A 25,037-nucleotide genomic window follows, 5' to 3' on the forward strand; every position below is an offset into this window, starting at 1 on the left:
GCCATATCGATCTAAATAGTGCCTTTCGGCCTTAAAATCAAATGGGATTTAATGAGGATGTTAGAAATTAATCGCTAATTACAGTGGTAATCGATTTAGGCAGAATATTAATTTTTTTGGTGTTTGTATATTGTTTATAGGGGGCCAGACTATATTCAGCTGAAGTAACATAAGTTTGAGCAACGCTTTGTACCTGTCCTTTAACCTCCAGATCAAGATCCACATCATTATCAGTAGTATTAACCACCACGGTTACGATCTTTTTATCCTGCCGGTAGGATGACACGTAAATTGGGGCCGCTTTTTCATCTACCATTTTAACCTGAAGGCGTTTACTCCCCTCTTTTATAAAACGGCTATAATTGCCTAAGGCCCACAACATTTTACTATCATACACCTGGCCGTCGGTTTTATTTCGATCGATATAAACCAGTCCGTCCTTATAATCGCCTGTTGATACTGCCAGCCACCATTGCCATGATGTAGCATTGGACAGAACCAGATCGTGATGAATTAACCTTGCAATAAACAAAGCCGTTACCATGCCTAAGTCTCGTTTTTCGCCTTTTAGAACATCATCACCTAGCACACAATATTCAGACATCCAATACCTTAAACCTTTTATACTGGCTACTGCATTGCCTGTTTTTTTACGTACATCAATGAATTTTTGTTCCGGGCTGGTTGTAAAATAGCTATGTCCTGAGATGGAATTGTCAATATTGGAAAGATTACCAACATAATTGGGTGATGCAGCATTAAAGAACTGAAAAACCTGATTTCCTTTTGCTTCATTACCATTGTCATATAAATAATCTAACTGACCAGCCTCACCTATCTGTATTTTTGTTTTGAGCTGGTTTTTCACAAAAGCCTCATTAATGCCTTTAAACAGTTTGGCCAGTTCGGTATTATTGTACGGGCAACCTTCCTGTTTATGCTCATTCCATTTCCATTGCGGTTCATTTGCAGGACTCACATAATCCAATGTTATACCTGTTGTTTTCTTTAATCCTTTTATTGTTGCCACAAGATCGGCTGAAAACTCAGGTAGTTTATTAAAATCCAGGTTACAGTTACCATCAGTTGAGTAGGCTTTTCCGTTTTTGGTAAATAACACATGCGGACTGTTTACAAAGCCAATAAATTGATTTACGCCACGTTTTTTAGCCGCCTTCAGAAACCAGGTTTGCCCCGGCATGGCATTCCAGTTGTAACTGCCATCCTGTTGAAGAAAAGCGTACTGACGACGCCATTCGTCGCCAATATCGCTTGCCTTACCTTGTGATGCGCTCCCTGCACCAATGCTAAAACGCCACATGTTTAAACCAATACCAAGGGGCTGGCCTGTTTTGGTTACTTGTGTACTAAAAAGCAAATCGGCCATTCTATCCCTTTTCTCATCAGGCCATAATCCGGCGAATTGACAAGACCAGGCATCAGATGCCCCGAAACCTTCTATTGTTTGAAACTGAACCGATGGATCAATTTCAATTTTTACAGTTTTTTGTGCCAAAACATTACCATAGCAAAACAAGGAAATACAGGTAAGAAAAGAACTGATTTGTTTATAATACTTTATCATGTGATGTTAATTATCTGATTAATATCCTGGGTTTTGCTGTAATTTACCTCCAGAGGCCAAAATTTCTGCCCTTGGTATTGGCAACCAATAATGTTTGGTTTCAAATTTACGTCCATCCAGGGCAATTTTAGAAGTATAGGTAAATCCTGTACCAACTTTTGTAATAATGATTCCGCCGGCAGGTTTATTTTCGGTTATATCTGCAATTTTCCATCTCCTTACATCATAAAAACGGTGTTCTTCAAAGGCGAGTTCCACTCTCCGCTCATAACGTACGGCATCACGCATTTGCGATTGTGTAATTCCGACGGCTAATGCCGGCATATTTACACCAGGTCTTGCACGTACCATATTTATGGCTTGTCTGGCCGACATTGTAGCTCCGGCAGGAACAGCCTCTGGTCCATAAGCTTCGTTTGCTGCTTCTGCATAATTAAGCAATATTTCTGCATATCTAAAATAGATCCATGGCTGAAAACCTGCATTTCCCCATGGATTTTGTAGAGGATAAGCATTGTTCATGAATTTTTTAAGGTAATAACCTGTTTTAGTTGTATTCCAGTTATCAATTCCATCTTTACTGTCTTTCCCGCCCGGAATAAAAGTTTCTACATTACGTTCGCGGTAAGCTGCTCCGTTGTACAAAATGGTTGCTGCAAAACGTGGATCGCGGCCTTGATATGGATTGTTTACATCGTAACCAGAAGTGGGGTCGGTAATGGGTTTTCCGTTGGCCATCTGGTAATCATCTACCAGGTTCTGCATAGGAAGATTTCCTCCCCAGCCACCATAACCATTTGGCCCGTTTGCAATTTCCAGGTGAGTATGATTGGCATTTTTGGTAAACAATCTGGCGAAGATGATTTCGTTATTCTGATCATTCAGGAACAGATTTTCATAACCTCCGGTATAAATACTGTATTTATTTAAGCCAATAACAGCTTGTGCCGCTGCTGCTGCTGCCTCCCATGTACCTGCGTTGTACAAGGGACTGGCGGCATATAAAAGCAAGCGGGATTTAAGTGCTAATGCAGCACCTTTAGTAGCCCGGCCAGCCATCCAGCTATTGCTGTTATCGAGTGGTAGATCTGCTGCAGCCTGATCCAGTTGCGCCACAGCATAATCAATACTCTGTTTTATTGTTGCACGTTGAAACAAAGCCGGGTCTTGTAGGTTATCAGTCAGGCTGGTTACTTTATCCCCCATTAACACTACGCCACCATAATTTCGGATTAAATCCTGGTAACGGAAAGCCCTTACAAATTTGAGTTCTGCGATCAATTGTTTTTTATGCGATGGACTCATTGCAATGTTAGCAAGCACACTAAGCGCATAATTACATTCTCTGATACTTTTGTAGCTCCTGCCCCAATATACGCCCGCACTACCTAAATTTTCCGGAGCCAGCTGTCCTCTTTGAATCAACCAGGTAAAATCGTCGTTATTGTAAACAGATTCGTCAGTGTAAGAGCTCCACATGCTGTATTCGAAGCCCCTGCCAAAGCCTGGTGCAGAACCATCACCTTCTTTATCCTGCAAGCGGGTAGCAATATAGCGGTTGGTTACATAAGCCTCCAGAACCGACGTATCGCTTTCTATCGTAGCGGTAGAAATCCTATCTGTGGGTTCTACATTTAAAAAATCTTTTTTACAGCCCACCATGCTTAAGGAGATGAACGACAGGCCTAATAATATTTTATGTATTGATTTAGTATTCATGATGTTTAGAATTTAATATTAGCGCCCAGATTAATAATGCGTTGTTGTGGATAAAACTGGCCACTGCCGCTGTTTCCTTCGGGATCATAATCTTTAACTTTTGAAAAGGTGAGCAGGTTAAATGCACTGGCATAAAATCTTAAGCCTGAAACATTTATTTTCTGTAAAAACGCCGCCTTTAAATTATAGGCAATTTCTACGTTTTTAAGTCTTAAAAAAGAAGCATCGTTTAACCAAAACGTGTTGGTAAACTGCCCGCCACTGATGGCATTTGATGCACGGTCTGTAACTCTTGGATAAGTGCCGTTCGGGTTTGATGCACTAAACCGGTTATCGGCCCAGCTACTGTAAAAGTTACCTACACTTCCTGCTTCAGGCAACACATATTGGCTTACCTGCCCCTGACCCGACAATACGAATGATACATCGAAATTCTTGTAGGAGGCCCCGAAGTTTACACCATAGGTAATCTGAGGGGTATTGCTATAGTCTGATCTGGTTTGATCATCGGCGGTAATTTTGCCATCGCCATTATAATCTAAGTATTTAAGGTCGCCTATTTTAGCACCACTTACGTGTGGATAAGCATCCAATTCCTGTTGTGTTCTAAATATACCGATGCTATTGTACAAGAGGTAAGAATTTAGTGTTCTTCCGGTTTGGCGCTGATAATCTAAGGTACCGCTGGCCTCATCAATAAAAACTACCTTATTTTTAGCGTAGGTAATGTTACCCGATAAATTCCACTTAAAATTTTCACCATTATGGTTATAGCCTAAAGTGGCTTCGAAGCCGTTGCTGTTTACTTTCCCTATATTTTCTGATGGAACCAGCGGATCAGATCCGTAAGGATTTACAATACCTGAAGAGCCTGGCAATGAAGCATTACGGGTGGTTAAGATATCAGAACGTTTTTGCTGGAAATAAATGGCTTCGATACTAAAGTTTTTAAATACCGTAGCATTAAAACCGATATCGAGTTTTTTCGCTACCTCCCAGGTAATGTTCGGGTTTGCCAATTTAACCAGGTTTACACCAGGCTGAATAGTTAGCGCATTGCTGGCGTCTCTGGCTACAAATCCATTACCAACCAGTACATAATTATCAAAATATTGGAAACCATTTACATTATCATTACCCAAAGAACCATACGATGCGCGGATTTTTAAGTTATCAATGAATTTAACATTTTCGTTAAACCATTTTTCTTTTGAGATTACCCAACCTGCAGAAGCAGATGGAAAAACACCATACTGTTTTCCTTGCGGAAAAATAGATGAACCGTCAACACGGAGTTGCCCTTCGAAGAGATATTTTTCATCGTAACTATAAGCTAAACGGCTAATTACACTTCGTCTGTTATAATTAGAACTATAACCAGAGTTCAGGAAATCGGTAGCCGCTGTACCACCCTGAGAAAGTTCGGGTAAAGAGGTAGATAAAAAATTAAAGCGTTGTGCATCAAAATACTCTAAGTGATTTTCACTCTGCTCGTAACCTACAAAGGCATTAATATCGTGCAGGTTAAATTTACGGGCATAGTTTAGTTTAATATTGGAAGTCAGCAGCGACTCATTTCTATGGCTTTCGGTTAAAGTTGCTTTTTGGTTGTTACCGCCAACAATTACGCTGTTAAAGTTTTTTGTACCTTGATCATACTGGTATAACAGGTAAGGTTTGTTAAAACTTTTACTAAATACATTTGATTTATCTGCCGAGAAAAAGCCATCTACAGAAAGTCCCTCTACCCCTGGTATAATAAAGGTAGCCCTTAAAATTCCATTTAAAACCTGTGTAGGATTTTTATTGGTACCCCCGATATCGGTTACCTGCATTGCAGGGTTTGCATTTTCTATTCCGGTTGTTGGCAAACCATTAGGGTAATATGCGGCTGCAATTGGTTTTGCCCGATAGATAGATCTAAAAATATCACCTGCCCCAACTTGCGGAAATACGCGGTTCTCTTGCCTGCCCGATACGGATAAACCAACTTTAATATATTTAGAAATATTGGCATCAACGTTACTACGGAAATTATACTGATTGTATTTAGTTGCACCATTTTTGTATAAACCATCCTGAGCGATCGTGCCTAATGAAACGTAATATTTTACATCTTCACTACCGCCATTAACCGAAAGGCTATGCTGACTTTGAAGCGCAGTCTTTTTCAGTGTTTCGTTAATCCAATCGGTATTAGGATACAAGAGCGGATCAGAACCATTGCGGAATTTCTCAATCTGATCTGCGGTATAAGATTGATTAAGGCCTCCTGCAGGGTTTGAATCGAAACTAATTTCGTTCATAATTTGTGCATAAGTAGCAGCATCGGCCATTTTAGGCAACCTGGTAGGCGAACCAAAACCCTGGTTAAAACTGTAACTTATAGATGGTTTACCCGTTTTTCCTTTTTTGGTGGTCACCAATATTACCCCATTTGCAGCCCGGTTACCATAAATAGCCGCAGAAGCATCTTTTAATACCGATACACTTTCGATGTCGTTTGGATCTAAACGCTCCAGGCCACCAATCTGGCCAGGAACACCATCAACAACAATGAGCACATTATTGCTCCCGGTGGTGGCCAGTCCCCTTACGGTAATGCTGGAGCCATCAACACCGGGTTCGCCACTGCGGTTGTTTACAATTACACCCGAAAACCGGCCTGCCAGCGAGTTCGACAGGTTTGGCTGTGGGCTTTTCATCAGTTCACTTCCTTTTACCTGCGATATTGAGCCTGTTAAGGTTGCCTTTTTCTGCGTACCGTAACCAACCACTACGAGTTCGCTTAATGTTTTAGATTCTGAACCAAGCTGAACATTAATGGAAGTTCTGTTTCCTACAGTTTGTTCCTGACTCGTGTAGCCAACATAAGAAAAAACGAGTACATCTGTTGTAGTCGCAACAGCAATACTATAGTTACCCTTCGCATCGGTTTGTACCGCCTTCTCTGTGCCCTTGATTTTAACGGCTACACCAGGAAATGTAGCACCCGTTTCATTTGTTACTGTTCCCGTTACCACAATTTCTTTAAGCTGGTTTTTTATTCCTGTTTTAACAGAAACTAAAGATGCCAATGCGGGGAAACTGATGGATAAGACAAATAGAAATGCCAGTGTTTTAATGGTAAAGGATTTTGGCAAAAATCCCTTCTGAACTTTTTTTCTCATTTTAGTTTGCAAGTTTAATATTTGGTTAACAGCTCAGTTTTATCATCCACCCGACAGAAATTCTCTATCGGTATGGCGATTATAGCGCTGTACTGTGGAAGGCTAAATTAGCGTCAACAAATAACTTAAAAGGGGTACAAACAATCCAAATTAGAGAGGTAAACAAACCGAAATCAACCCAAAACGACATTTTGAGGCCGATTATTAAAACAGAAGCAATATCTATTTTCTATTTACCTTTTTTAACTGTGGTATTTATATTATTGGAAAATGGCTTTCGGAATTTTTTGATGTACTGGGATGGGTTCATATTAAAGAGCCTGTAAAATTGCTCTCTAAAATATTTGGGATCGTTAATGCCCACCATGTAGGAAGTTTCCTGAATGGTTTTATCGGTATTGATAAAAATTTCGGCGGCTTTTCTCAATCTGATGAAACGGATAAAGCCATTGGCCGACTGACCAGAAATGGATTTTATTTTACGGTAAAGATTAGATCTCGACATACCAATGGTTGCCGTCAATGTATCGATATTAAAATCGGGATCGATGAGGTGTTCTTCTACAATACGAATACAGTGATCTAAAAACTCTTTGTATTCAGCAGAGATTTTGGTGTTGTTCGAATTGAGGGTAATTTCGTTATAAAAATATCTTTGCAGGGCGTTTTTGCTTTTTAAGATGCTGGCTACCCTTGCTTTTAAGAAATCTTTATCAAAAGGTTTACTGATGTAATCGTCGGCCCCGCCTTCTATCCCTTTCAGTTTAACTTCTGGAGCAGAAATAGCCGTTAACAATATAATAGGAATGTGCGAAACGGCTACATCTTCTTTTATTTTACTACAAAGTTCTATCCCGGTTATCCCATCCATCATAACATCGCAGATGACAATATCGGGCAACAGTTCTTTTACCATATCGTATCCATCCTCTCCATTGCCAGCTTCGTAAAGGTGATAATCCATTCTGAAAACCTGTTTTAAGTACTCTCTGATTTCGATATTGTCATCAATAATCAACAGTGTTTTCAAATCCAGGGCCAGCTGACTGTCTATCAATGGTTCTTCTGCAGCTTCTACAATTTTATTTGCGGTTATTTCATCTTCTATCAGCTCTTTAAATAAGGACGAATCGGTATCTACCAGTGCCTCCTGCAAAATAACGGCATCTTTAAAATGGCTTATCCCCCTGCGTAAACTGATATTAAAAATGGTGCCTTTATTTTCAGTGCTGGTATAGTTTATGGTTCCGCCATGCATTTCGATAAAATTCTTCGCCAGGTACAAACCGATACCGAAACCTCCTTTTGCTGATTTATTTCCAGGATCCTGGTAAAATTTTTCATAGAGTTTTTCTCCAGCAACGGTGGTAATGCCACAACCAGTATCTTCAATACCTACCTGTATATCTTCCCCGCGGTTGCCTACAATCATTTTAACCGTACCACCTTCAGGTGTAAATTTGATCGCATTTGAAAGCAGGTTAAAAAACACGATTTCTATTTTTTCCCTATCGGCATAAAAAGGAATTACTTCATCGGTACCTATAAAATCCAGCACGATATTCTTAGATCGGGCCTGGTGCACAAAGCATAAAAAAACCTCCTTACACAAACTCACCAGGTTTACCGGCGCTACTTTTAATTTTTCACCATAAGTATCTGCTTTCCTGAACAATAACAATTGATCTACTAAGCTTAAAAGTCGTTTTGCATTCCTGTAAACGATATTTAAATCAGTGGTATCAACATTCTTATCGTTCTTGTATAAAAGTTCTTTAACCGGATTGATAATTAGCGTAAGTGGTGTTCGGAACTCGTGCGATACATTGGTGAAAAAAGAAAGTTTCTTCTCGCTTAGTTCTTTCTCTTTTTCACTTTCAACATGGGCCAGTTTGACCTGAAATTCGAGGTTTGCCCGATGTTCCCGGTATTTAAGGTAGGCATAAATCATCCCAAAAAAGGTAAGTCCATAAATACAAAAAGCCCACCAGGTACGATACCATGGGGGCGTAATGGTAATCCCGATCGAATTGCCCTCCATATTCCAGATCCCATCATTATTTGATGCCCTTACCTTTAATACATATTTACCTGGATTTAAATTGGTGTAGGTAACTTTATGTTCACTGCCACTATAATTCCATTTCTTATCGAAACCTTCGAGAAAATAAGCATACTTGTTTTTTTCCGAAAGCGTGTAATTGAGTGCAACAAAACCAAAAGAAAGCACACTCTGACTGTAGGGCAAAGTAATCTCCCTGGTCATATACACCGGTAATTTTAATGGAGAATCATCACCAGGCAGAATTAATTTATTGAAAATAGAAAAATCGGAAAAATAAACAGCCGGCGCCGTTTTATTATATTTAAGCAGTTGCGGATTAAAATAAACGATGCCTTTACTTCCGGCCAGGTAAATTTCTCCTTTTGCATTTTTACAGATAGCGGCATTGGCATAAACACCGTCTTTCTCGTCGTAATTTTTCACCATTTTGCTTACCGGATCAAAGAGTGAAATCCCCTGTTCGGTTGTGACCCATAATCTGCCATTATTATCTTCCACCAGATCGGTAAAAACATTGCTGGCAAAACCATTCTGCTTTGAATATATTTCGAAAGTGTTTGTTTTGGCTATATATTTATTCAGACCATCGCGGGTGCAAACCCAAACATTCTGATGCGAATCCAGATAGAGGCTGTTTACAATGTTATTGCTAATACCACCCCTTTTTGAATTATTGATCATGTAATTGCTAAACTTTCTGGTTTTAGGGTTAAAGCGGCTGAGCCCACTTCCGTATGTTCCTATCCAGACATTTCCCTGCGCATCTTTTAAAAGGCAGTACAAATGGTTATTACTCAATGAAGCCTGGTTTTTAGGGTCGTTAAAGTAATGTGTATAGCTGTTGGTTTTATCGTTATAGACTTTCAGACCGGCATCGGTAGCCAAATAATATTCGTCTGCATTTACCTCAATTAAATCCCTAAAAACATCTTCATTAAAAAAACTACCCAATGCCGAACGGTGATGATGGTGGATAAATTTATTCGCTTTCTCGTCGTAACGATCGAAACCATTCTCGCCCATTACCCAAAGCCTGTTTTTTAAATCGGTTGACAGGTTAATAATTTCAGAGCTGGATAAACTATTCGGATTACCGGTATGCTGCAGTTTACTTACAGCATGATTATCGGGATTATATTTAAATAAGCCTTTATTTGTGCCTACCCAAAAATCCTTTCCATAACTAATGATGGATTTGATTTCTGCCTGTCCAAAAGGAAGGGAAATGAAATTAAATTTATATTGGTTAAAGTCTATTTTGCTGAAGCCGTTTTTACCACAAATCCATATCATTCCTGATTTATCACGATATAAACCGCCATTGGCAAAAAACTCCAGTTCTTCTATTTTCTCCCATTTATTTAGTTTGGTATTCACCCAGAATACACCTGCGCTTCCACCTACCAGTAACTTTTCGGTACCTAAATTTAAAACACTAAATATTGATGCATTACCTGTTCCTTTACTGGCATAGGTAGTAAAGGATTCACTTTTTGGATCAAATCGAAACAGATCGCCTTTCCAATAGCTACCAATCCATATCATACCATCCGCATCCAAACAGAGTGTCCAGATATCGTTTGGATTTTTTTCGCCTGCTACTTCCTTCTGTGTGTAATTTTTAAAGCTTTTGGTTTTTTTATCGAATTTATTTAATCCTTTGCTCCAATTGCCTAACCATAGGTTACCCGCTTTGTCTTCTGCAATGGCATTAACCGACTTCCCTTTAATGGCATCCGGATCCTTAAAATCCGGCTGATAAACGGTGAAAGCGTTTGAATTTTTGTTAAAAAGGTTAAAGCCATCATCGGTACCTACCCAGAGCTTATTTGTTCTGTCGATGAGTAACGACCATATTTTATTATTGCTTAGTGATGTTCTGTTGTTTTCTTTATGATAAAAACGTTCAAATTTTTCGGTTACAGGATCAAATTTATTTAAACCATTCATCGTACCAACCCAAAAAACACCATTTTTATCTTCTACCACCGCATTGATATAGTTATTGGTTAGTGAAGTGGTATCGCCGGTAATATTGACGTAGATTTTAAAAGCGTAACCATCAAATTTACACAGGCCGTTTTCGGTTCCTACCCATATAAATCCTCTTTTATCTTTTAAAGCAGCCGTTGTACTTTTTGATGGAAGCCCTTCATTTATACCATATGTTTTGATAACATAGTGGCCGGTTAGTACAGGTTGATTGTTTGTACGCAACTCTTGCGCTTTAACATGGGTAAAGAGCAAAAAAAAATGCAAAATAAAACAAGTCAGACGAATTAACCTCATAGTTAAACAACAAAATTTGATGGAGCGTGCCTTAGCTAGACCCTTGCCTCTTTGGAAATGGATGACTTGTAAATATACAATTTGCTAACTTATTACCTAATCTTTTCTTGTATCCAAATTTGCGACAAAAAAAAGAGGCCGATTAAAAACCGACCTCTTCGCACTAATCACTAACTAACTAACTAACTAACTAACTAACTAACTAACTAACTAACTAACTAAAATTTAACTGAATTGAGATTCTTATCTACTAAAATGCCTTCACTAAGCTTAAGTCCGAACTGCAGTTTGCGTTTTGCCCTTAATTTCAGGATAAACAGATCGGAAGTTTCGTTTAAAGCATCTTTGTTGCCTATGTTTACAAAGGTTGGATACAAAACCTTAGCGCCATTGGTGTGCAGGCGATCGTTGGTCAGGTTATCCATTTGTTTGGTGTTTAAAGGCTGAACGCTTACAAAATCATAATCCTGTGCATTGTATGGTAGCGCAAAACTTAAAGCATTTACTGATTTCAGGTTTATTCCCTTTACTTTAATTTCGACGATTTCGTCTTTGTTATAAGCTTGTTTAGCGGTACTGATTTCGAGTTTACCTGCAACTTTATCAGTTTTAGCATTTTTCACTCCTCCTTCGAGCTGTGTAGCCACAACTGAAACATCGTACGCATCAATCAGGTTGTTTTTGTTGATATCACCATTGCTGATATAACCTTCAAAATCAGCATCACCTTTTCTTAAACCGGTATAGTTGATGTAAGAGGTTAAATCGTTCCGATCAATTAAACGGTCGTTATTAATATCACCCGGCAGATAACTTTCGGTACCTGGAACCTTAAATACATACAACTCTCTTCCTGAACCAAAACCACCTACTCCATCAGCAACAGCAATTTTGATGTAACGGGCAGCAGGATGTGAAGTAAAATTGAATATTTTAATTTCGTCGGTATTGGCCCATTCAAATGCACCAGCTTCCGTCCAGCTTTCTTTATTGTTGCTATAAAATACTTTACCTTTTAACAGAATTCCGTTTCCTTTTCCTGTACGCGGCAGGTAATGGAATTTATCCAGCTGATTGATCGATTTTAAATCAATAATCATATCAAAAGGAACTGCCTTAACGCCCCATTTGGTATGCCAGGTATTACCCTCATCATAATCGAACAATTTATTGATGCCAGAACCGCCTTGATTTTCTACCGTAGTTTCGGCTACAATACCCTGAATAGCAAATTCTAAAGGATTGGTTTTGGTAGTGGCTTTGATCTCGGTCCAATCTGAGACGCCATCTTTGTTTACGGCACGTAACTTAAACGTGTAAGCTGTTTCGGCCAATAATCCATCAAACAACAGAGCAGTATCGCGGATTGTGGTATAATGCATATCATTAAAATCGATCTCATAAAAATCTGCATTGCTCACTTTGGTCCAGCTTGGGGTAAGCGTATAAGCTTCTCTGTTTTTATCGCTTACTTTTGCATTAAGAGGAGCCGATAATTTCCCTGTTGACAAACGTTGTTTATCTGCAGGTTCAAATTTAAATCCATCAATACTAAGTGTTACCGGATTGATGGTAATATCGGTAGATTGAAGTTTAACCAGCAACTGCGGGTTTTTAACCATGGCCACTTTTTCAAAATCGCTTCCTTTTGTAGCAAAGCGGTTTAAGTTTGGTGTAGCATCGTAGAAATAAACGTTAGACTGTTTTAAAAACTCGTATTTCGAATTTACTTCACTTAGTCTGATTTTGTTATTTCCAACTTTTGAGGTTAACCTTTTCGGTTTTTCGGTAACGTTAACCACAAATTCAGTTGTTTTTTCTTTCACAAAACCATCAAAATCGCCTTTTGCCGGATGGATGGTAACCAATGCATTATTTTTTTGATCCAGTTCTGATTCGATTAAAGTAGAAGCACCTTTTCCTAATTTATAGGCTTCTGTTGCACCGTCATCATCGTATTCGGTAAATGAACTTTTTCCAAAAGGATACAATTCATAGATGCGGTTTACTTTACTGATTTCAGAAACATTATTATTCGGATTTGTCATCGGAATAATAGCACCATTTTTCACAAAAACAGGCAACTTCCATAACGGTGCATCAAAATTGTTGAGGATGCTGTTTCCGGTATATTTTTCTCCGGTGAAATAATCAATCCATGTTCCTTCCGGCAGGTAAATACCATTGCGGATATCGTTACCCTTTTCGTCTGATTTAGTTGCCTGATAAATTGGCGCGACTAAGAAAGATGGTCCGTATAGATATTGATATTGTGTTGAAGTACCTTTGGTATAAGCATTTGGATACTCCAGAAACATCGCCCTGATGATTGGCAATCCGGTAACCGCTTCTCTTGCCACACTATAAGTATATGGAATCAGCTCTGATTTCAGTTTTAAATAATTGCGGTTAATCGAAGCTACAGGTTCGCCCAATGCATGTGGATATTTTTCGTTGGCGCCCCAACCATCCATGTTTAATTCCATTGGCGTAAAGGTTTTCCATTGGAAATCGCGGGTATTGATGGTCAGGTTTTTACCCCCAAAAATACCATCCATATCGGAAGTAATATTCGGCTGACCTGATAAACCAGAACCTAAATAAGTAGGAATGTGGAAACGGATATATTCCCAAACGCCACCCGTTTGGTCACCCGACCAAATACCGGCATAACGTTGTGTACCTGCCCAACCATCTAAGGAGATGATAAACGGACGACTGCTATTGCCATAATAAGGCATAATCTGTGCTACATCAGCTACACCATTCAAACCGAACGAGTAACCGGCACCAACCCATGCCACATCGGTTTTTAATACCCGAACACCAGCATCTCTGGCTTCTTTAATAATGTCGCGCTGCAACAAGGGACTTACTTCTGGTTTTGGGTGAAGATCTGATTGTGTCCACAAGCCAATTTCTACACCATTTTTACGGGCATAATCGCCAAAACTTTTGAGGTTTTGAATATTGCCATCTAAGGTTTCGGTTTGGCCGTAACCTGCACCATAACCATCGTTAGGCAGCACCCAGCCCAAAGGCATATCGTGTTTTTTATAACGATCAATTACCGCACGTGCAGAAAATTGATAATTGTTTTTTTCGCCGTTAAGCGATTCTTTTATACCGCCATTATCTTTCTGACTTTCTTTGTAACGTTTGCCATCTTCAAATAAAGTTCCCTTTTCGTCTTCTTTCCAGAAATCGCGGTTATAAGCATTTAAATGTCCCTGATAGAAACCAAATTTTGGCAATAAAATCGGATTTCCGGTCAGCTGGTAAAAATCATTCAATAAAGGCACTGCTCCATTGTTAATCATAAAAAAGGCATCCAGGTAATCGGTTTCGTGTGCCAATTTTACCAAGCCTTTTTCTTTAGCACCAAAATTGTAACTTCCTTTGCTGAAGGTATGCCACATGACAGCATAACCATTGGTAGACCAATAATAAGGTGTTGGCGAAGCTACCCCTCCATCCGTCCAGGAGTTTTGGTTTTCGATAGCAATGTTTTTCCCCTTGTGTGAGAAACGGCCGTTCTGGACGCCACCGCCATAAAAATATTCCTGTGGATTTTCTTTTAGGCTCAGGGTTACTTTTCCTTTCTCGAATTGAATCGGCGCTAATTCTTCAACAGCTACAGCCTGGGTAGCAAGGTTGATAATTTTGATCAGCGAAGTATTTTTATCAATCAGCACCGTAATCTTAGCTGTAGAGATGAATAGTTGATTATTCTCATCTTTTATGTCCAGTTTTGAAACAGCTCTGCGTGGGTTTTCCACTAAAATTTTAGCTTCAGGTTTGGCTTCCGGATCGCGTATAAAACCTCCTGTAGGATCTTCGAAAAGGCGAAAAATATTATCGCCATAAAAATCTAAGGTTAAGGTCTGCTTATCAGAAAGCAATAATTCTATAGTTGTGGTATTGATCTTTTTTGCGCTAAGCACTTTGGTGGTATTTTGTGCTACCTGATTGGTTTTCTGAGCAGCCGGTTGAGCAGTCACAAAAAACGGAGCGGCAATTAAAAAAAACGCAAATGCCAAAACCACGCCTTTGGGTTGGTTTTTGGAACTGGTTATTTTAAAATTTTTGAAAAAATAATGCGGGGTCATTAAAAGTTTGATTTGGTTATGTGTTTATATGTTGAACAAGCTAAATAGACTTAGTTGCTGAGGGATAAAGTTAACAAACACATTAAAGGAAATAGCGTGTTTTTGAGGACAAAAACCGCGCAATCGTTTGCCTATCTAATTTTTTACGACAGAAAATACGATAACATAAAGAATTAGTTTCTATCATTAAGGAGTTAAGGACATTAAGCTATAATACCCAATCAAATATGATCAGTGTGCCTTTATATGTATTTAAATGAAATTGCATTAGCTTAGATTTTATTTTTATAAATTAATAGAATGCACTTACAAATTACACCATCGTATTTAGCAATAAAGGTTATTTGGAAAGATGACCACATGTTTGAGATAAATGTACAAGCAACTAATGGACGATATTTAGGAACGACCGATGTTTATGAAACAAGTGATAACCTTGCCAATTTTGCAAGGTTATTGTTAAATTATAAAGCAGAAAAAGATTTGATCTACGAAGCTGGTAAAAAAGATGGTTACGCGTATTTTGGAATGAAATTATCGCCGATTAATCATTCAGGTCATATCAGTGTACTTATCAATTTAGAAGAAAATGTTGCTACAGAGTATAGGGATGATGAAAAAGATAAATTAAAGTTAGAAATCATAGTAGAACCACACGCTATAGATGTTTTTCAAAAGGAACTCTTAAAACTCGCGATAACGGAAGAAGGTATTGCTACACTTTACGGCAGAACAGATTAATAGAATAACCATTAACTAATGTAATACTTCCGAACTATTGTTTACCATATACTGCGGCTTGGTACCTGTTAATGATTGTACAGTAGTAAATTTTATCTTCTCAGCATCGTTTATTATAATCTTCGACTGCTCTGGCAGTGTAATGTTTGTAAAGGTTACATTTTTTAAGCGGTGAGCTGGATCTTTAAAGCCATTGATATTAATGGCTGCATCGGCATTTGATGCCATAGACATATCGATATTCTTGAATACAAAATTTTCGAAAGTTGGTATTTGTGGTGCGGCCTCGCCGTCGTTGTTGTAATTAACGGCAGAAAATATGGTAATTTGCAGCAGTTGGCAATCGGTTACCGTTACATTTTTCACATAACCACCCCTATCTTTTGTTCCTTTTATCTGCATACCATGCAATAGTTTCCCGGCTTTGCAATCTTGCACCAAAACGTCGCTAACTCCGCCAGACATTTCGCTGCCAATTGAAATACCATGACCGCGTTTAAAGTCACAATCTGTTATCCGTACATTTTTGGTTGGTTTGGCTACAAAAAAGCCTTCTGGATTTTTACCCGATTTAATGGCAATGCAATCGTCGCCAGTATCGAAAGTACAATTAAAAATATAAGCATCGGTAGAAGAATCAGGATCGATACCATCTCCATTGCGGATGTTTACCGTTATGATATTTAAATTTTGACAGGTTATATTGTTACTATAAATATAATGAATGGTCCAGCATGGAGGTTCAGTAATGGTTAAATCAGACAAACTTACGTCCTGACAGTTCATTAAGCAGATTAAACGTCCCCTACTTCTTATTCCACTGGCTTTGATCATCGCATCGCCAAGTTTTTTCCCTCCGCCACTAATGGTGCCTTTACCAGTAATTCTTACATTCTTTACATTATAAGTTCCGTTACGGTTAAGCGTACCTGCGTTGAGTAAACTTGCATATGTTTTCAGCTCCCAGCCTTCAAAACGGTTTAAAATCATGGGTAAATAATCTTCTACTACAGTTGATCCTTTTAACACACCACCCTCTTCTATTTGTAGGGTCATATTACTTTTTAAATATAAAGCACCCGAAACGAAAGTTCCTTTGGGGATATAAACCGTGCCGCCAGTGCTACAGGCATCAATCGCTGTTTGAATGGCTTTTGTATTAATGGTTATGCCGTCTCCTTTCGCTCCGAAAGCTAAAACATTGTATATTTTCCCCTTCGCCCTTGTTTTAAAACGGATACTATTTAAGCCAGTCGCTTTATTTCCTTTTATACTTACACTTACCGTATACCAGGTATCCGGCATCAAATTTTCTAAGCTATAATTGGTTTTTCGTGTATCACCATGTATTTTACCATTTAAAGAGATCTGATAAATAATAGGCGTTGAACCATATTGTTTATCCCACAATAAGGCCACGGTATTTTCTGATAAGGTACCTGGAGCAGCTAAAAGGTTAAACTGATTTGTGGTCGTTGCTGCAACGCTAAATGATAGAAAAACAAGCAGAAATAACAGCAAAATTTTGCTTATTTTATGGATAAGTATCGATACCATCATGATCAGAAATTTTATTTGGTTAGCGAAATAATTATAGGTCCAGCAATTATTGCTTTACAAAGATAATTGGCTTATCAGATTAACTGTCCTGCGCTATAGGGTATAATATTTAAATAAATTAAAAGCACCAAAAAAGTTTTTTGTTAGGAGTTTAGTATGGCGAAAATCATAAACGAGCATTTATAAAAAACTTCAACAAACCGCTATAAACACGACTGAAGAATGGTTATGACGTATATTATCAAAAAAAATACAAAACACATAAAGAGCCTGTTTTTTAACACTATTTGAATGTAAAACATTGATTAATTAGATTTTAATGCAGCATCTTTGTATTATAAACTTTTAAAAAAAATCGAATGGCAAGCATTTTGTAAGTGTTTATAAAATCCCAGAATAATGAATTCCCCAACATCCCAATCCTATAGCTGTGTAATTATAGATGACAGCCAAATGAGTGTAAAAGTACTTGAGCATTTTGTTTCCAAAATAGACAAACTCCAACTTAAAGGAAGTTTTATGGATCCAGTAGAGGCTATGGCCGCCTTTTGGACTTACGGAAAAATTGATTTCCTTTTTTTGGATATCCAAATGGAAATATCGGGAATTGACGTAGCCAGAATGCTTCGAAACAGCGTGAAATTTGTCGTTTTTGTAAGTGCCCATGGCAATAAGGCCATTGACGCCTTCGATAAAGGCAACTATTTTTTGCTTAAACCCCTCGATTTTAAAAAATTTGAAGATACCGTGAATCAGCTGATCCAGACTGAAGATAAAAACAAAGAAATGCTTTCGTGAATAGCTAAATGAGGGATACTCGCTCCTTTTCACCATTAAGGAGTTAAGGACATTAAGTTTTTTAAGTATAAGTCAAAAGAAATACGTCATTCTGAATTCATTTCAGAATCTTTATGACCGGGATTATTTTTCACTATGAAAACATAGATTTCCAGAGCGTTTAGATTAGTTTTTTGCTTCTAGCTTCTTTCACCGCTAACTTTTCACCATTAAGGAGTTAAGGACATTAAGTTTTTTAAGTATAAGTCAAAAGAAATACGTCATTCTGAATTTATTTCAGAATCTTTATGGCCGGGATTATTATCTTTCTTAAAAATCAGAATAGTCTGTGGGGTACACAAACTTAGTGTCGTTTTTAGAAACATTATGCTGATATTCTGGCATTGCCGAAAGTTTCTTCCAATAATCATCTGCAGAGAATGCCTTCCAGTGAGCATCTCTATCTGCTTTATTTTCGAAAGTGGTTAAATACATGAGGTTAGGCATATGGCTACCGGCAATTACTTCTCCATAAAATACGGCATTAAAATTCAGCCTTTTAAATAACCCAATTTCGTCGCCTTTATTAAACATCTGAACTTTATTCTTAAAATACTGCTCGGTAGGCGACTCATAACTTCTCAATTCATAAACCCGCTCTTTCATCGGTGATTTTAAATTAGGCAGCATAAAATGCGGGGCATCTTCAAAAGCCTTTAATACAATAGATTCTAACCGTTCGTAAGGTGCTTCGGTATAATTCGCTTCCAGGTAGCTTTTACCGTCAGCGGCATATTGTTCGTCTTTTGCTAATTCTTTATCCAGCTCCAACATGCCATTGAATGATTTTAAAGGGATAAACACATAAATAAGTTTTTCTGTAACCGCAGCCTGATCATTCAAAATGGGTTTAAATACGCCCACTTTTGCAATTCCACAGCGGTGCAGTGCCGGTAAATAGGCTTTCTGCAAATAATCATCTACTGTTTTTTCCTGAGCATCGGTTTTCAAATGATAAATTTTGATCTGATAGTAATCTATCTTCGATGCATGAACAGTAAATGCGCTAAATAATAGCACGAGTAAAAACAGACAGGATATTTTAATTTTTGGTAACATGAAAAGGATGATTTAATGCAATGTACCAAAGTAACAATTTATTTTAACAGAATGACAGCGTTATTGAATGAACAATAAACTAAGGACCAAGTACCAATAATCAATGACCAATAAACTAATGACCAATGACTATTGAACTAATAACCAATGACCAATAAAACTAATGACCAATAAACTAATGACCAATGACCAATGACCAATAAACTAATGACCAATAAACCAACTTATTTTGAAAGATTCGGATTTGGTGGTTCGGCATTAAGTAAATGTTTTACAAAGAAATCGCGTTTACGCCTGCGTCCGTAAATACCGCCATCACTATGCCCCATACCCGGAATGCTTAAAATATCGAAATCTTTATTGGCTTTGATCAGTGCATCAGCCAGTCGATAGGTAGATTCAGGTGGTACATTTTCATCCGCTTCGCCAACAATTAAAAACAGGTTACCCTGTAATTTAGCGGCATTTGTGATGTTAGATTGTTCGCCATAGTGCGGTCCTACCGGATAGCCCATCCATTGTTCGTTCCACCATTGTTTGTCGATGCGGTTATCGTGACAGCCACAAGCAGAAACCGCGGCCTTGTAAAATTCGGGATGAAATAACAATGCACCAGTTGAGCTTTGTCCGCCTGCCGAAGTACCGTAAATGCCCACTCTGGTAATATCGGCATTTGGATATTTAACTGCCATCGCTTTCATCCACAATATCCTGTCGGGGAAACCAGCATCGGCTATATTTTTCCAGCATACATCATGAAAAGCTTTAGACCTGTTGGCCGTTCCCATTCCATCAATTTGGACCACAATAAAGCCTAATTCGGCAATGCTTTGCATTTCACTGGCTGGCAGGAAACTTTTAGGCACAAAACTATCATGCGGACCTGCATAAATATTCTCGATTACAGGATAAGTTTTGTTCGGATCCATTTTTGAAGGAAAGCAAACAATGCCCCAAATATCGGTTACACCATCTCTTCCTTTGGCCACAAACACTTCAGGCAGTTTAACTCCGGTAGCCAAATAAGCATCTTTTTGCCCATGTTCTATTTCGCTTATTTTTTTAGTATTTGCCGTTAACCTTAACTCGCTAACCGGTGGTACATTTACCTGTGAATAGGTATCGATGTAATATTTACGATCAGGTGAAAAGCTGAGGTTATGGTTACCTTTTTCGGGCGTGAGGTTGATTAGTCCTTTTCCATCAAATCCGATTCTGTAGTAATGGATAAAATAAGGATCCTCGCCGGCATGCATTCCATTTGCCCTGAACCAAACCTGGCGTTTTACGATATCTACACTATCAATATCCTTAACTACATAATTTCCTTTGGTAATTAAGCTTTGCTTTCCGGTTAAGGCATTTACCAGATAAAGATGTTGCCACCCATCCTGTTCGCTTGTCCATAATATTTCATTTGTTTTAGGCAAGTACCTTGTATAGATGCGATTTTCATAAATGAAGGTTTTGGTTTTCTCGTCGATAATATTTTTAGTTTTTCCGGTTAAAACATCCACTTCAATTACCCTGAAACGTTGATGGCCGCGGTCTACTTTCTCATAGGTATAATAGCGGCTGTTATTATCGCGCCAATGCAGTTCTGGTGCACCAAAGAAATCTACCGGATCGGCATCTACCTTAATCGCCGTTTTAGCCGCTACATTAAAAACATAGGGTTGATAAGCTGTAAAGTCATCACCGGGTTGCGCATATTCTCTTGATTTTAGTTCGCCACGCGTAGTACCGGGAACCGAACTTAATACATAATGTACTTTTTTAATTTCTTTCGGATCGATTTTGTAGGCGACGATATTTTTTCCATCCGGCGACCATGCAAATTCACCATAAGGTTTTTCGGCGTTACCATCGGTACTGAGCTGGGTTTCTGCTTTGGTTGCTAAATCAATTACAAACAAGTTGCCTCCACGGATCAGGATTTCGTTTTTGCCATCTGGCGATTTTCTCGATTCGCGGTTTCGTTGCCAGCGTGATCTCCGCTGCTGTAATGGTCTTTTGGCATTGTAACGATAAATACTGCTATCGTTTGTATGGGTTAAACTATAGTCGCTCAGGTTTAACTGATACCATTTCTGTTGTATTTTTAATTTTGCCGTATTGCCCTGATCGGCGAAATAAAGCTCCGTTAACTGAAGTTTTAGCGGGTTCTGTTTTTTACCGGTGATCTTTTCGATGTGCTCCGCAAGTTTATCATGATCAAATGCAAGTTTACGTTTGCCAGTTGCCGCATCTACATCATAATATTCCCAGGTTCTGTTCTGAAGATTCTTTTTATACCAAAATGCGCTTCCATCTTTTTTCCAAAAAGGAATAAGATCATTGTTGGTAGGAATATTGCGTAGTGCCGTATCTAGTTTAACAGATAACCGGTAAGCATTTGCCACTTCGGCAGCACTTGGTGCGTAAGGTTGTAAACCCGCTTGCTGCGCCAGTACCTGAAAAGAAACAAAACTTAATAAGATGAAGGCTATTGATTTTTTAGCCATGATGTAAATCGTCATTACAGGTTTTTTGTGGTAAATATAGTACTCGCGTTTTGCAGATTCCCTTCAGATTTTAATGGATAACATCAATATTTTAACCGCTGCTATCAGGCGTATCTTTTGTTTTCGAATCCTGACGGGCAATACTTCCTTTTATCAGGTAGTAAACCGGTATACCAATTAAAGTAATGATTAATCCCGGCCAGGTAAATTTGGGTTTAAAAATAATCAGTAATATACAAAAGGCCAGTCCCATTACCATATAAATGATGGGCAGAACGGGGTAACCAAAAGCTTTGTACGGACGTTCTGCATCAGGTCGTTTTTTACGAAGGATAAATATCCCGAAAATGGTGAGCATATAAAACATCACCACCACAAATGAGATCATATCCAACAGATCGCCATACTTTCCGCTAATGCACCATAAACAAGCAAAAATACATTGAATCCATAGTCCAAATCCAGGTACTGCATTTTTATTCAGCGTACCAACTTTTTTAAAGAAAAGTCCGTCTTTGGCCATGGAGTAATACACCCTGGCACCAGCCATAATTAGACCGTTGTTACAACCGAAAGTCGAAACCATAATCATTAACGCGATAATGATGGTGCCCGCGGTACCGAAAATATGGTTGGCAGCAGAAACTGCTACCCGGTCTTTATCAGCGTAGGCAATATCATGTAATGAAAGTACACCTGTATACATCACATTGGTAAGGATGTAGAGCACCGTTACGATAATCGTTCCCAAGGCTAAACTCAAACCAATATTACGTGCAGGGTTTTTAATTTCGCCGGCAATAAAGGTAACGTTGTGCCAGGAATCGCTGCTAAATATCGAGCCCACCATCGCGGCAGCAATGGCACCGAATGCGGCCAGCGTAGTATAAGAACCAATATTTCCTTCGGCAGAGAGTGGACCTAAAACCCACATATTTTCCCAGTTGCTTTTCCAGATACCTTTATCTAAAAAGAAAAGTCCAAAAGCAATCAGGCCAAACAGACTTAACAATTTAGCCACTGTAAAGGTAGTTTGAATCACTTTCCCCCCGTTTACTCCCCTGTTGTTAATATAGGTAAGTAATATAATTACCCCAATGGCCAATAGTTGTGCCGGAGAGATGGTAAAGAAACCCAAATCGATGGCTACTAAATCTTCACTGAGCGCGGGTACGAGATAAGCCGTAAACTTGGCAAATGCCACGCCTACAGCAGCAATAGTTGCGGTTTGGATAACCGTAAAAAAACTCCAGCCATATAAAAAACTGATCAACGGGTTATAGGCTTCTTTTAAATAAATATACTGTCCGCCCGCTTTTGGGAACATGGCACTTAATTCGCCATAACTCAATGCAGCAGTAAGCGTCATAAAACCTGTAATTAACCAAACCACTAACAGCCAGCCAGAACTGCCAACATTTCGGGTAATATCTGCACTTACAATAAAAATACCTGAGCCGATCATACTTCCGGCTACAAGCATGGTTGCATCCATCAATTTAAGTGAAGGTTTAAACTGTGTGGTTTCTTTTTCAATCATGCGTTCTGTTGTTTGGTGGTTCAAAGGGTTTGGTGAGTTGATTTATTTAAGCTGATCGTAAAAATGCCACGAGGTTGTAAAATCGCGTGTTAACGGCTGGTTGGTTAAAGTAGCCCTGATCATTTCTACAGGAATTAAGTTTTCTTTGATCACGGCATTGTGGAAGGCTTTAAAGCTCATTTTTCCACGATCAACCAGTTCTTTTTTAAGGGCAAAAAGCTGGAGGCCACCGGTAAGGTAAGCTACCTGGTACAAGGGACTATAATCGCCTTTGAAAGATCTGCGCACCTCACCTTCTGCATTGGCGCGTTCGTGCCCTACACGATCAACCAGGAAATCGACACACTGCTGAGGCGTCCATTTGCCAAGATGAAAGTTCAGTGAAAAAAGAATCCTGGCACAACGGTGCATGCGCCAGAAAAGCATTCCCATTTTTTCTTCGGGCGTTTTGGCGAAACCTTTATCATACAATAAAAGTTCCCAGTATAATGGCCAGCCTTCTACACTAAAAGGCGTTTTAAACGGATCGCGATAGCTTTTATAACGATTATTGATAAAATATTGATAGTGATGACCCGGCAAAAGTTCGTGCTGTACCGTTCCCCTTGAGAAATAGGGATTATTACCACGCATACTCATTAACTTATCATCTTCCTCCATCGAATTTGTTGGGTAGGAAATACTGATTTCGCGCCCACCGGTAAAAAATGGATTCACCAACTGGCGTTCGGCCGACATCATCACCATACCCCAGGTTTCTTCCGCCAATGCGGGAATGCTGATCAGGTCGTTGGCTTTGATAAAGTTTAAGGCATCATCCTGTAGTTTTACAATTAACTCTGGTTGTTTACCTAATGGCACGTAACTATTCTTGATTTTTTCCTGCGCTTTTTTCCAGTCATTTCCGAAACCCATTGCAGCTGATGCTTTCAAAAGCTCTTCATCGCAAAACTTAAATTCTTTTTCGGCAAGCTTGATGAGTTCCTCTGGTGTATAAGGAATAAGCTCTGCATTTAATTGCCTGATCAGCTCTTCCCTCCCAATTGGATTTCCCTTAATTTCTGGTTTATTTGATTTTGAAGCCGGAGTAGGCGCTTCTTTATCGTTAAAAAGTTTAGCGTACTGGGTTAAGGCGAGGTCTAACTTTTCGTAAGGTTTAGGTGCCCACCAGGTAAAACCAGGTTCATAATCCATATAAAACTGGTAAAAACCCTTTAAACGGTGTTTTAAACTCAAGGTTATGGCTGTTGCCATTTTAAGCTGATCGGGTTTAAGTATTCCCTGCTTAAAATTCAGATTTAGCACATCAATCTGCTTCGCAATGTCGTCCATCTGGGCAGCCATTAGCGATCCTTCTTTATAGGTACCTCTTCTTCTTAATTTTTCGAGCGCATAAATAGGATCGGCAAAGGTAAAATACTTCGACAGGGCATTGTAATCTGTTTCTTCTTTGCCGAGCAGCCAGACAGAAGATTCGATCTGTTTTTTAAGGAGGATATAATCTACTTTGCCGTAAATGCTAAATCCTTCAAATTTGGCTGATTTTAACTTGCTTAAATAATCGTTGTTGATATCCTGCAGGCGTTTTCTTTGCTCCGGACTTTTAAAAGTAGCCATCGGATAGGCATAAGTACCTCCTGATGAATAAGGATAGTAGAAATCATTAATCGCATCTACATCCCTTTGGTAGCCTATAATCAGCGTGCCCATTTCGCTGGTCTGTTCGTACAAACTTTCATTAGCGGTTTGAGCGAATACAAAAGTGCCTGGTAACAGGTTTACCATTAACAAAAGGGCAAAAAACGTCAATTTGTTTTGCATTTGGGTTTGGTTAAATCAGGCAAATAGCATTTGCCTCC

Annotated in this window: 12 protein-coding genes; 2 read left to right on the plus strand and 10 right to left on the minus strand. The window is 38.9% G+C overall.

What is annotated here, in order from left to right:
* Positions 1-67: 67 nt before the first annotated feature.
* The 5 genes from AC07YT_RS06080 to AC07YT_RS06100 form a co-directional block, all read right to left on the minus strand.
* Complete coding sequence (locus AC07YT_RS06080; RefSeq protein ID WP_086545666.1) at positions 68-1,585, minus strand: glycoside hydrolase; 1,518 nt, start codon at positions 1,583-1,585, stop codon at positions 68-70.
* 18 nt (positions 1,586-1,603) lie between these two features.
* A complete protein-coding gene (locus tag AC07YT_RS06085; RefSeq protein WP_086545665.1) occupies positions 1,604-3,304 on the minus strand; it encodes a RagB/SusD family nutrient uptake outer membrane protein in 1,701 nt (566 codons plus the stop codon).
* Between the two features lie 5 nt (positions 3,305-3,309).
* Complete coding sequence (locus AC07YT_RS06090) at positions 3,310-6,474, minus strand: SusC/RagA family TonB-linked outer membrane protein (RefSeq protein ID WP_086545664.1); 3,165 nt, start codon at positions 6,472-6,474, stop codon at positions 3,310-3,312.
* Between the two features lie 229 nt (positions 6,475-6,703).
* Positions 6,704-10,756, minus strand: a complete 4,053-nt coding sequence (locus tag AC07YT_RS06095) for a two-component regulator propeller domain-containing protein (protein ID WP_494945223.1) — start codon at positions 10,754-10,756, stop codon at positions 6,704-6,706.
* Between the two features lie 290 nt (positions 10,757-11,046).
* Entirely contained in the window at positions 11,047-14,937 is a 3,891-nt protein-coding gene (locus tag AC07YT_RS06100) for a TIM-barrel domain-containing protein (RefSeq protein ID WP_086545662.1), read from the minus strand.
* Between the two features lie 300 nt (positions 14,938-15,237).
* On the opposite strand from AC07YT_RS06100, the gene AC07YT_RS06105 reads away from it, so the two are divergent.
* Complete coding sequence (locus AC07YT_RS06105) at positions 15,238-15,678, plus strand: hypothetical protein (RefSeq protein WP_086545661.1); 441 nt, start codon at positions 15,238-15,240, stop codon at positions 15,676-15,678.
* A gap of 15 nt (positions 15,679-15,693) precedes the next feature.
* On the opposite strand, the gene AC07YT_RS06110 is transcribed toward AC07YT_RS06105, so the two are convergent.
* Positions 15,694-17,238 carry a glycoside hydrolase family 28 protein gene (locus tag AC07YT_RS06110; RefSeq protein WP_086545660.1) on the minus strand — a complete coding sequence of 515 codons (1,545 nt, stop codon included), beginning with the start codon at positions 17,236-17,238 and terminating at the stop codon, positions 15,694-15,696.
* Between the two features lie 399 nt (positions 17,239-17,637).
* Here AC07YT_RS06110 and AC07YT_RS06115 point away from each other — a divergent pair, with 399 nt between their 5' ends.
* On the plus strand, positions 17,638-18,036 hold the full coding sequence (locus tag AC07YT_RS06115) for a LytR/AlgR family response regulator transcription factor (protein WP_086545659.1): 399 nt from the start codon (positions 17,638-17,640) through the stop codon (positions 18,034-18,036).
* A 309-nt stretch (positions 18,037-18,345) separates the two neighbouring features.
* Here AC07YT_RS06115 and AC07YT_RS06120 read toward each other — a convergent pair whose 3' ends face one another.
* The 4 genes from AC07YT_RS06120 to AC07YT_RS06135 all read right to left on the minus strand — a co-directional run bounded on the left by AC07YT_RS06120 (position 18,346) and on the right by AC07YT_RS06135 (position 24,999).
* Entirely contained in the window at positions 18,346-19,134 is a 789-nt protein-coding gene (locus tag AC07YT_RS06120; protein WP_086545658.1) for an NIPSNAP family protein, read from the minus strand.
* Between the two features lie 224 nt (positions 19,135-19,358).
* Positions 19,359-21,653: a S9 family peptidase gene (locus AC07YT_RS06125; protein WP_494945224.1), complete on the minus strand. Its 2,295-nt coding sequence runs from the start codon at positions 21,651-21,653 to the stop codon at positions 19,359-19,361.
* Between the two features lie 76 nt (positions 21,654-21,729).
* On the minus strand, positions 21,730-23,178 hold the full coding sequence (locus AC07YT_RS06130; RefSeq protein WP_086545657.1) for an APC family permease: 1,449 nt from the start codon (positions 23,176-23,178) through the stop codon (positions 21,730-21,732).
* A 42-nt stretch (positions 23,179-23,220) separates the two neighbouring features.
* Positions 23,221-24,999: a DUF885 family protein gene (locus AC07YT_RS06135; protein WP_086545656.1), complete on the minus strand. Its 1,779-nt coding sequence runs from the start codon at positions 24,997-24,999 to the stop codon at positions 23,221-23,223.
* Between the last annotated feature and the right edge of the window lie 38 nt (positions 25,000-25,037).

The organism is Pedobacter sp. GW460-11-11-14-TSB4 (assembly GCF_059423705.1).

What these genes read in the sequence shown, in the direction of transcription:
- AC07YT_RS06080 (WP_086545666.1), bottom strand. Translation starts at nt 1,585, where the DNA reads ATGATAAAGTATTATAAACAAATCAGTTCTTTTCTTACCTGTATTTCC.
- AC07YT_RS06085 (WP_086545665.1), bottom strand. Translation starts at nt 3,304, where the DNA reads ATGAATACTAAATCAATACATAAAATATTATTAGGCCTGTCGTTCATC.
- AC07YT_RS06090 (WP_086545664.1), bottom strand. Translation starts at nt 6,474, where the DNA reads ATGAGAAAAAAAGTTCAGAAGGGATTTTTGCCAAAATCCTTTACCATT.
- AC07YT_RS06100 (WP_086545662.1), bottom strand. Translation starts at nt 14,937, where the DNA reads ATGACCCCGCATTATTTTTTCAAAAATTTTAAAATAACCAGTTCCAAA.
- AC07YT_RS06105 (WP_086545661.1), top strand. Translation starts at nt 15,238, where the DNA reads ATGCACTTACAAATTACACCATCGTATTTAGCAATAAAGGTTATTTGG.
- AC07YT_RS06110 (WP_086545660.1), bottom strand. Translation starts at nt 17,238, where the DNA reads ATGATGGTATCGATACTTATCCATAAAATAAGCAAAATTTTGCTGTTA.
- AC07YT_RS06115 (WP_086545659.1), top strand. Translation starts at nt 17,638, where the DNA reads ATGAATTCCCCAACATCCCAATCCTATAGCTGTGTAATTATAGATGAC.
- AC07YT_RS06120 (WP_086545658.1), bottom strand. Translation starts at nt 19,134, where the DNA reads ATGTTACCAAAAATTAAAATATCCTGTCTGTTTTTACTCGTGCTATTA.
- AC07YT_RS06125 (WP_494945224.1), bottom strand. Translation starts at nt 21,653, where the DNA reads ATGACGATTTACATCATGGCTAAAAAATCAATAGCCTTCATCTTATTA.
- AC07YT_RS06130 (WP_086545657.1), bottom strand. Translation starts at nt 23,178, where the DNA reads ATGATTGAAAAAGAAACCACACAGTTTAAACCTTCACTTAAATTGATG.
- AC07YT_RS06135 (WP_086545656.1), bottom strand. Translation starts at nt 24,999, where the DNA reads ATGCAAAACAAATTGACGTTTTTTGCCCTTTTGTTAATGGTAAACCTG.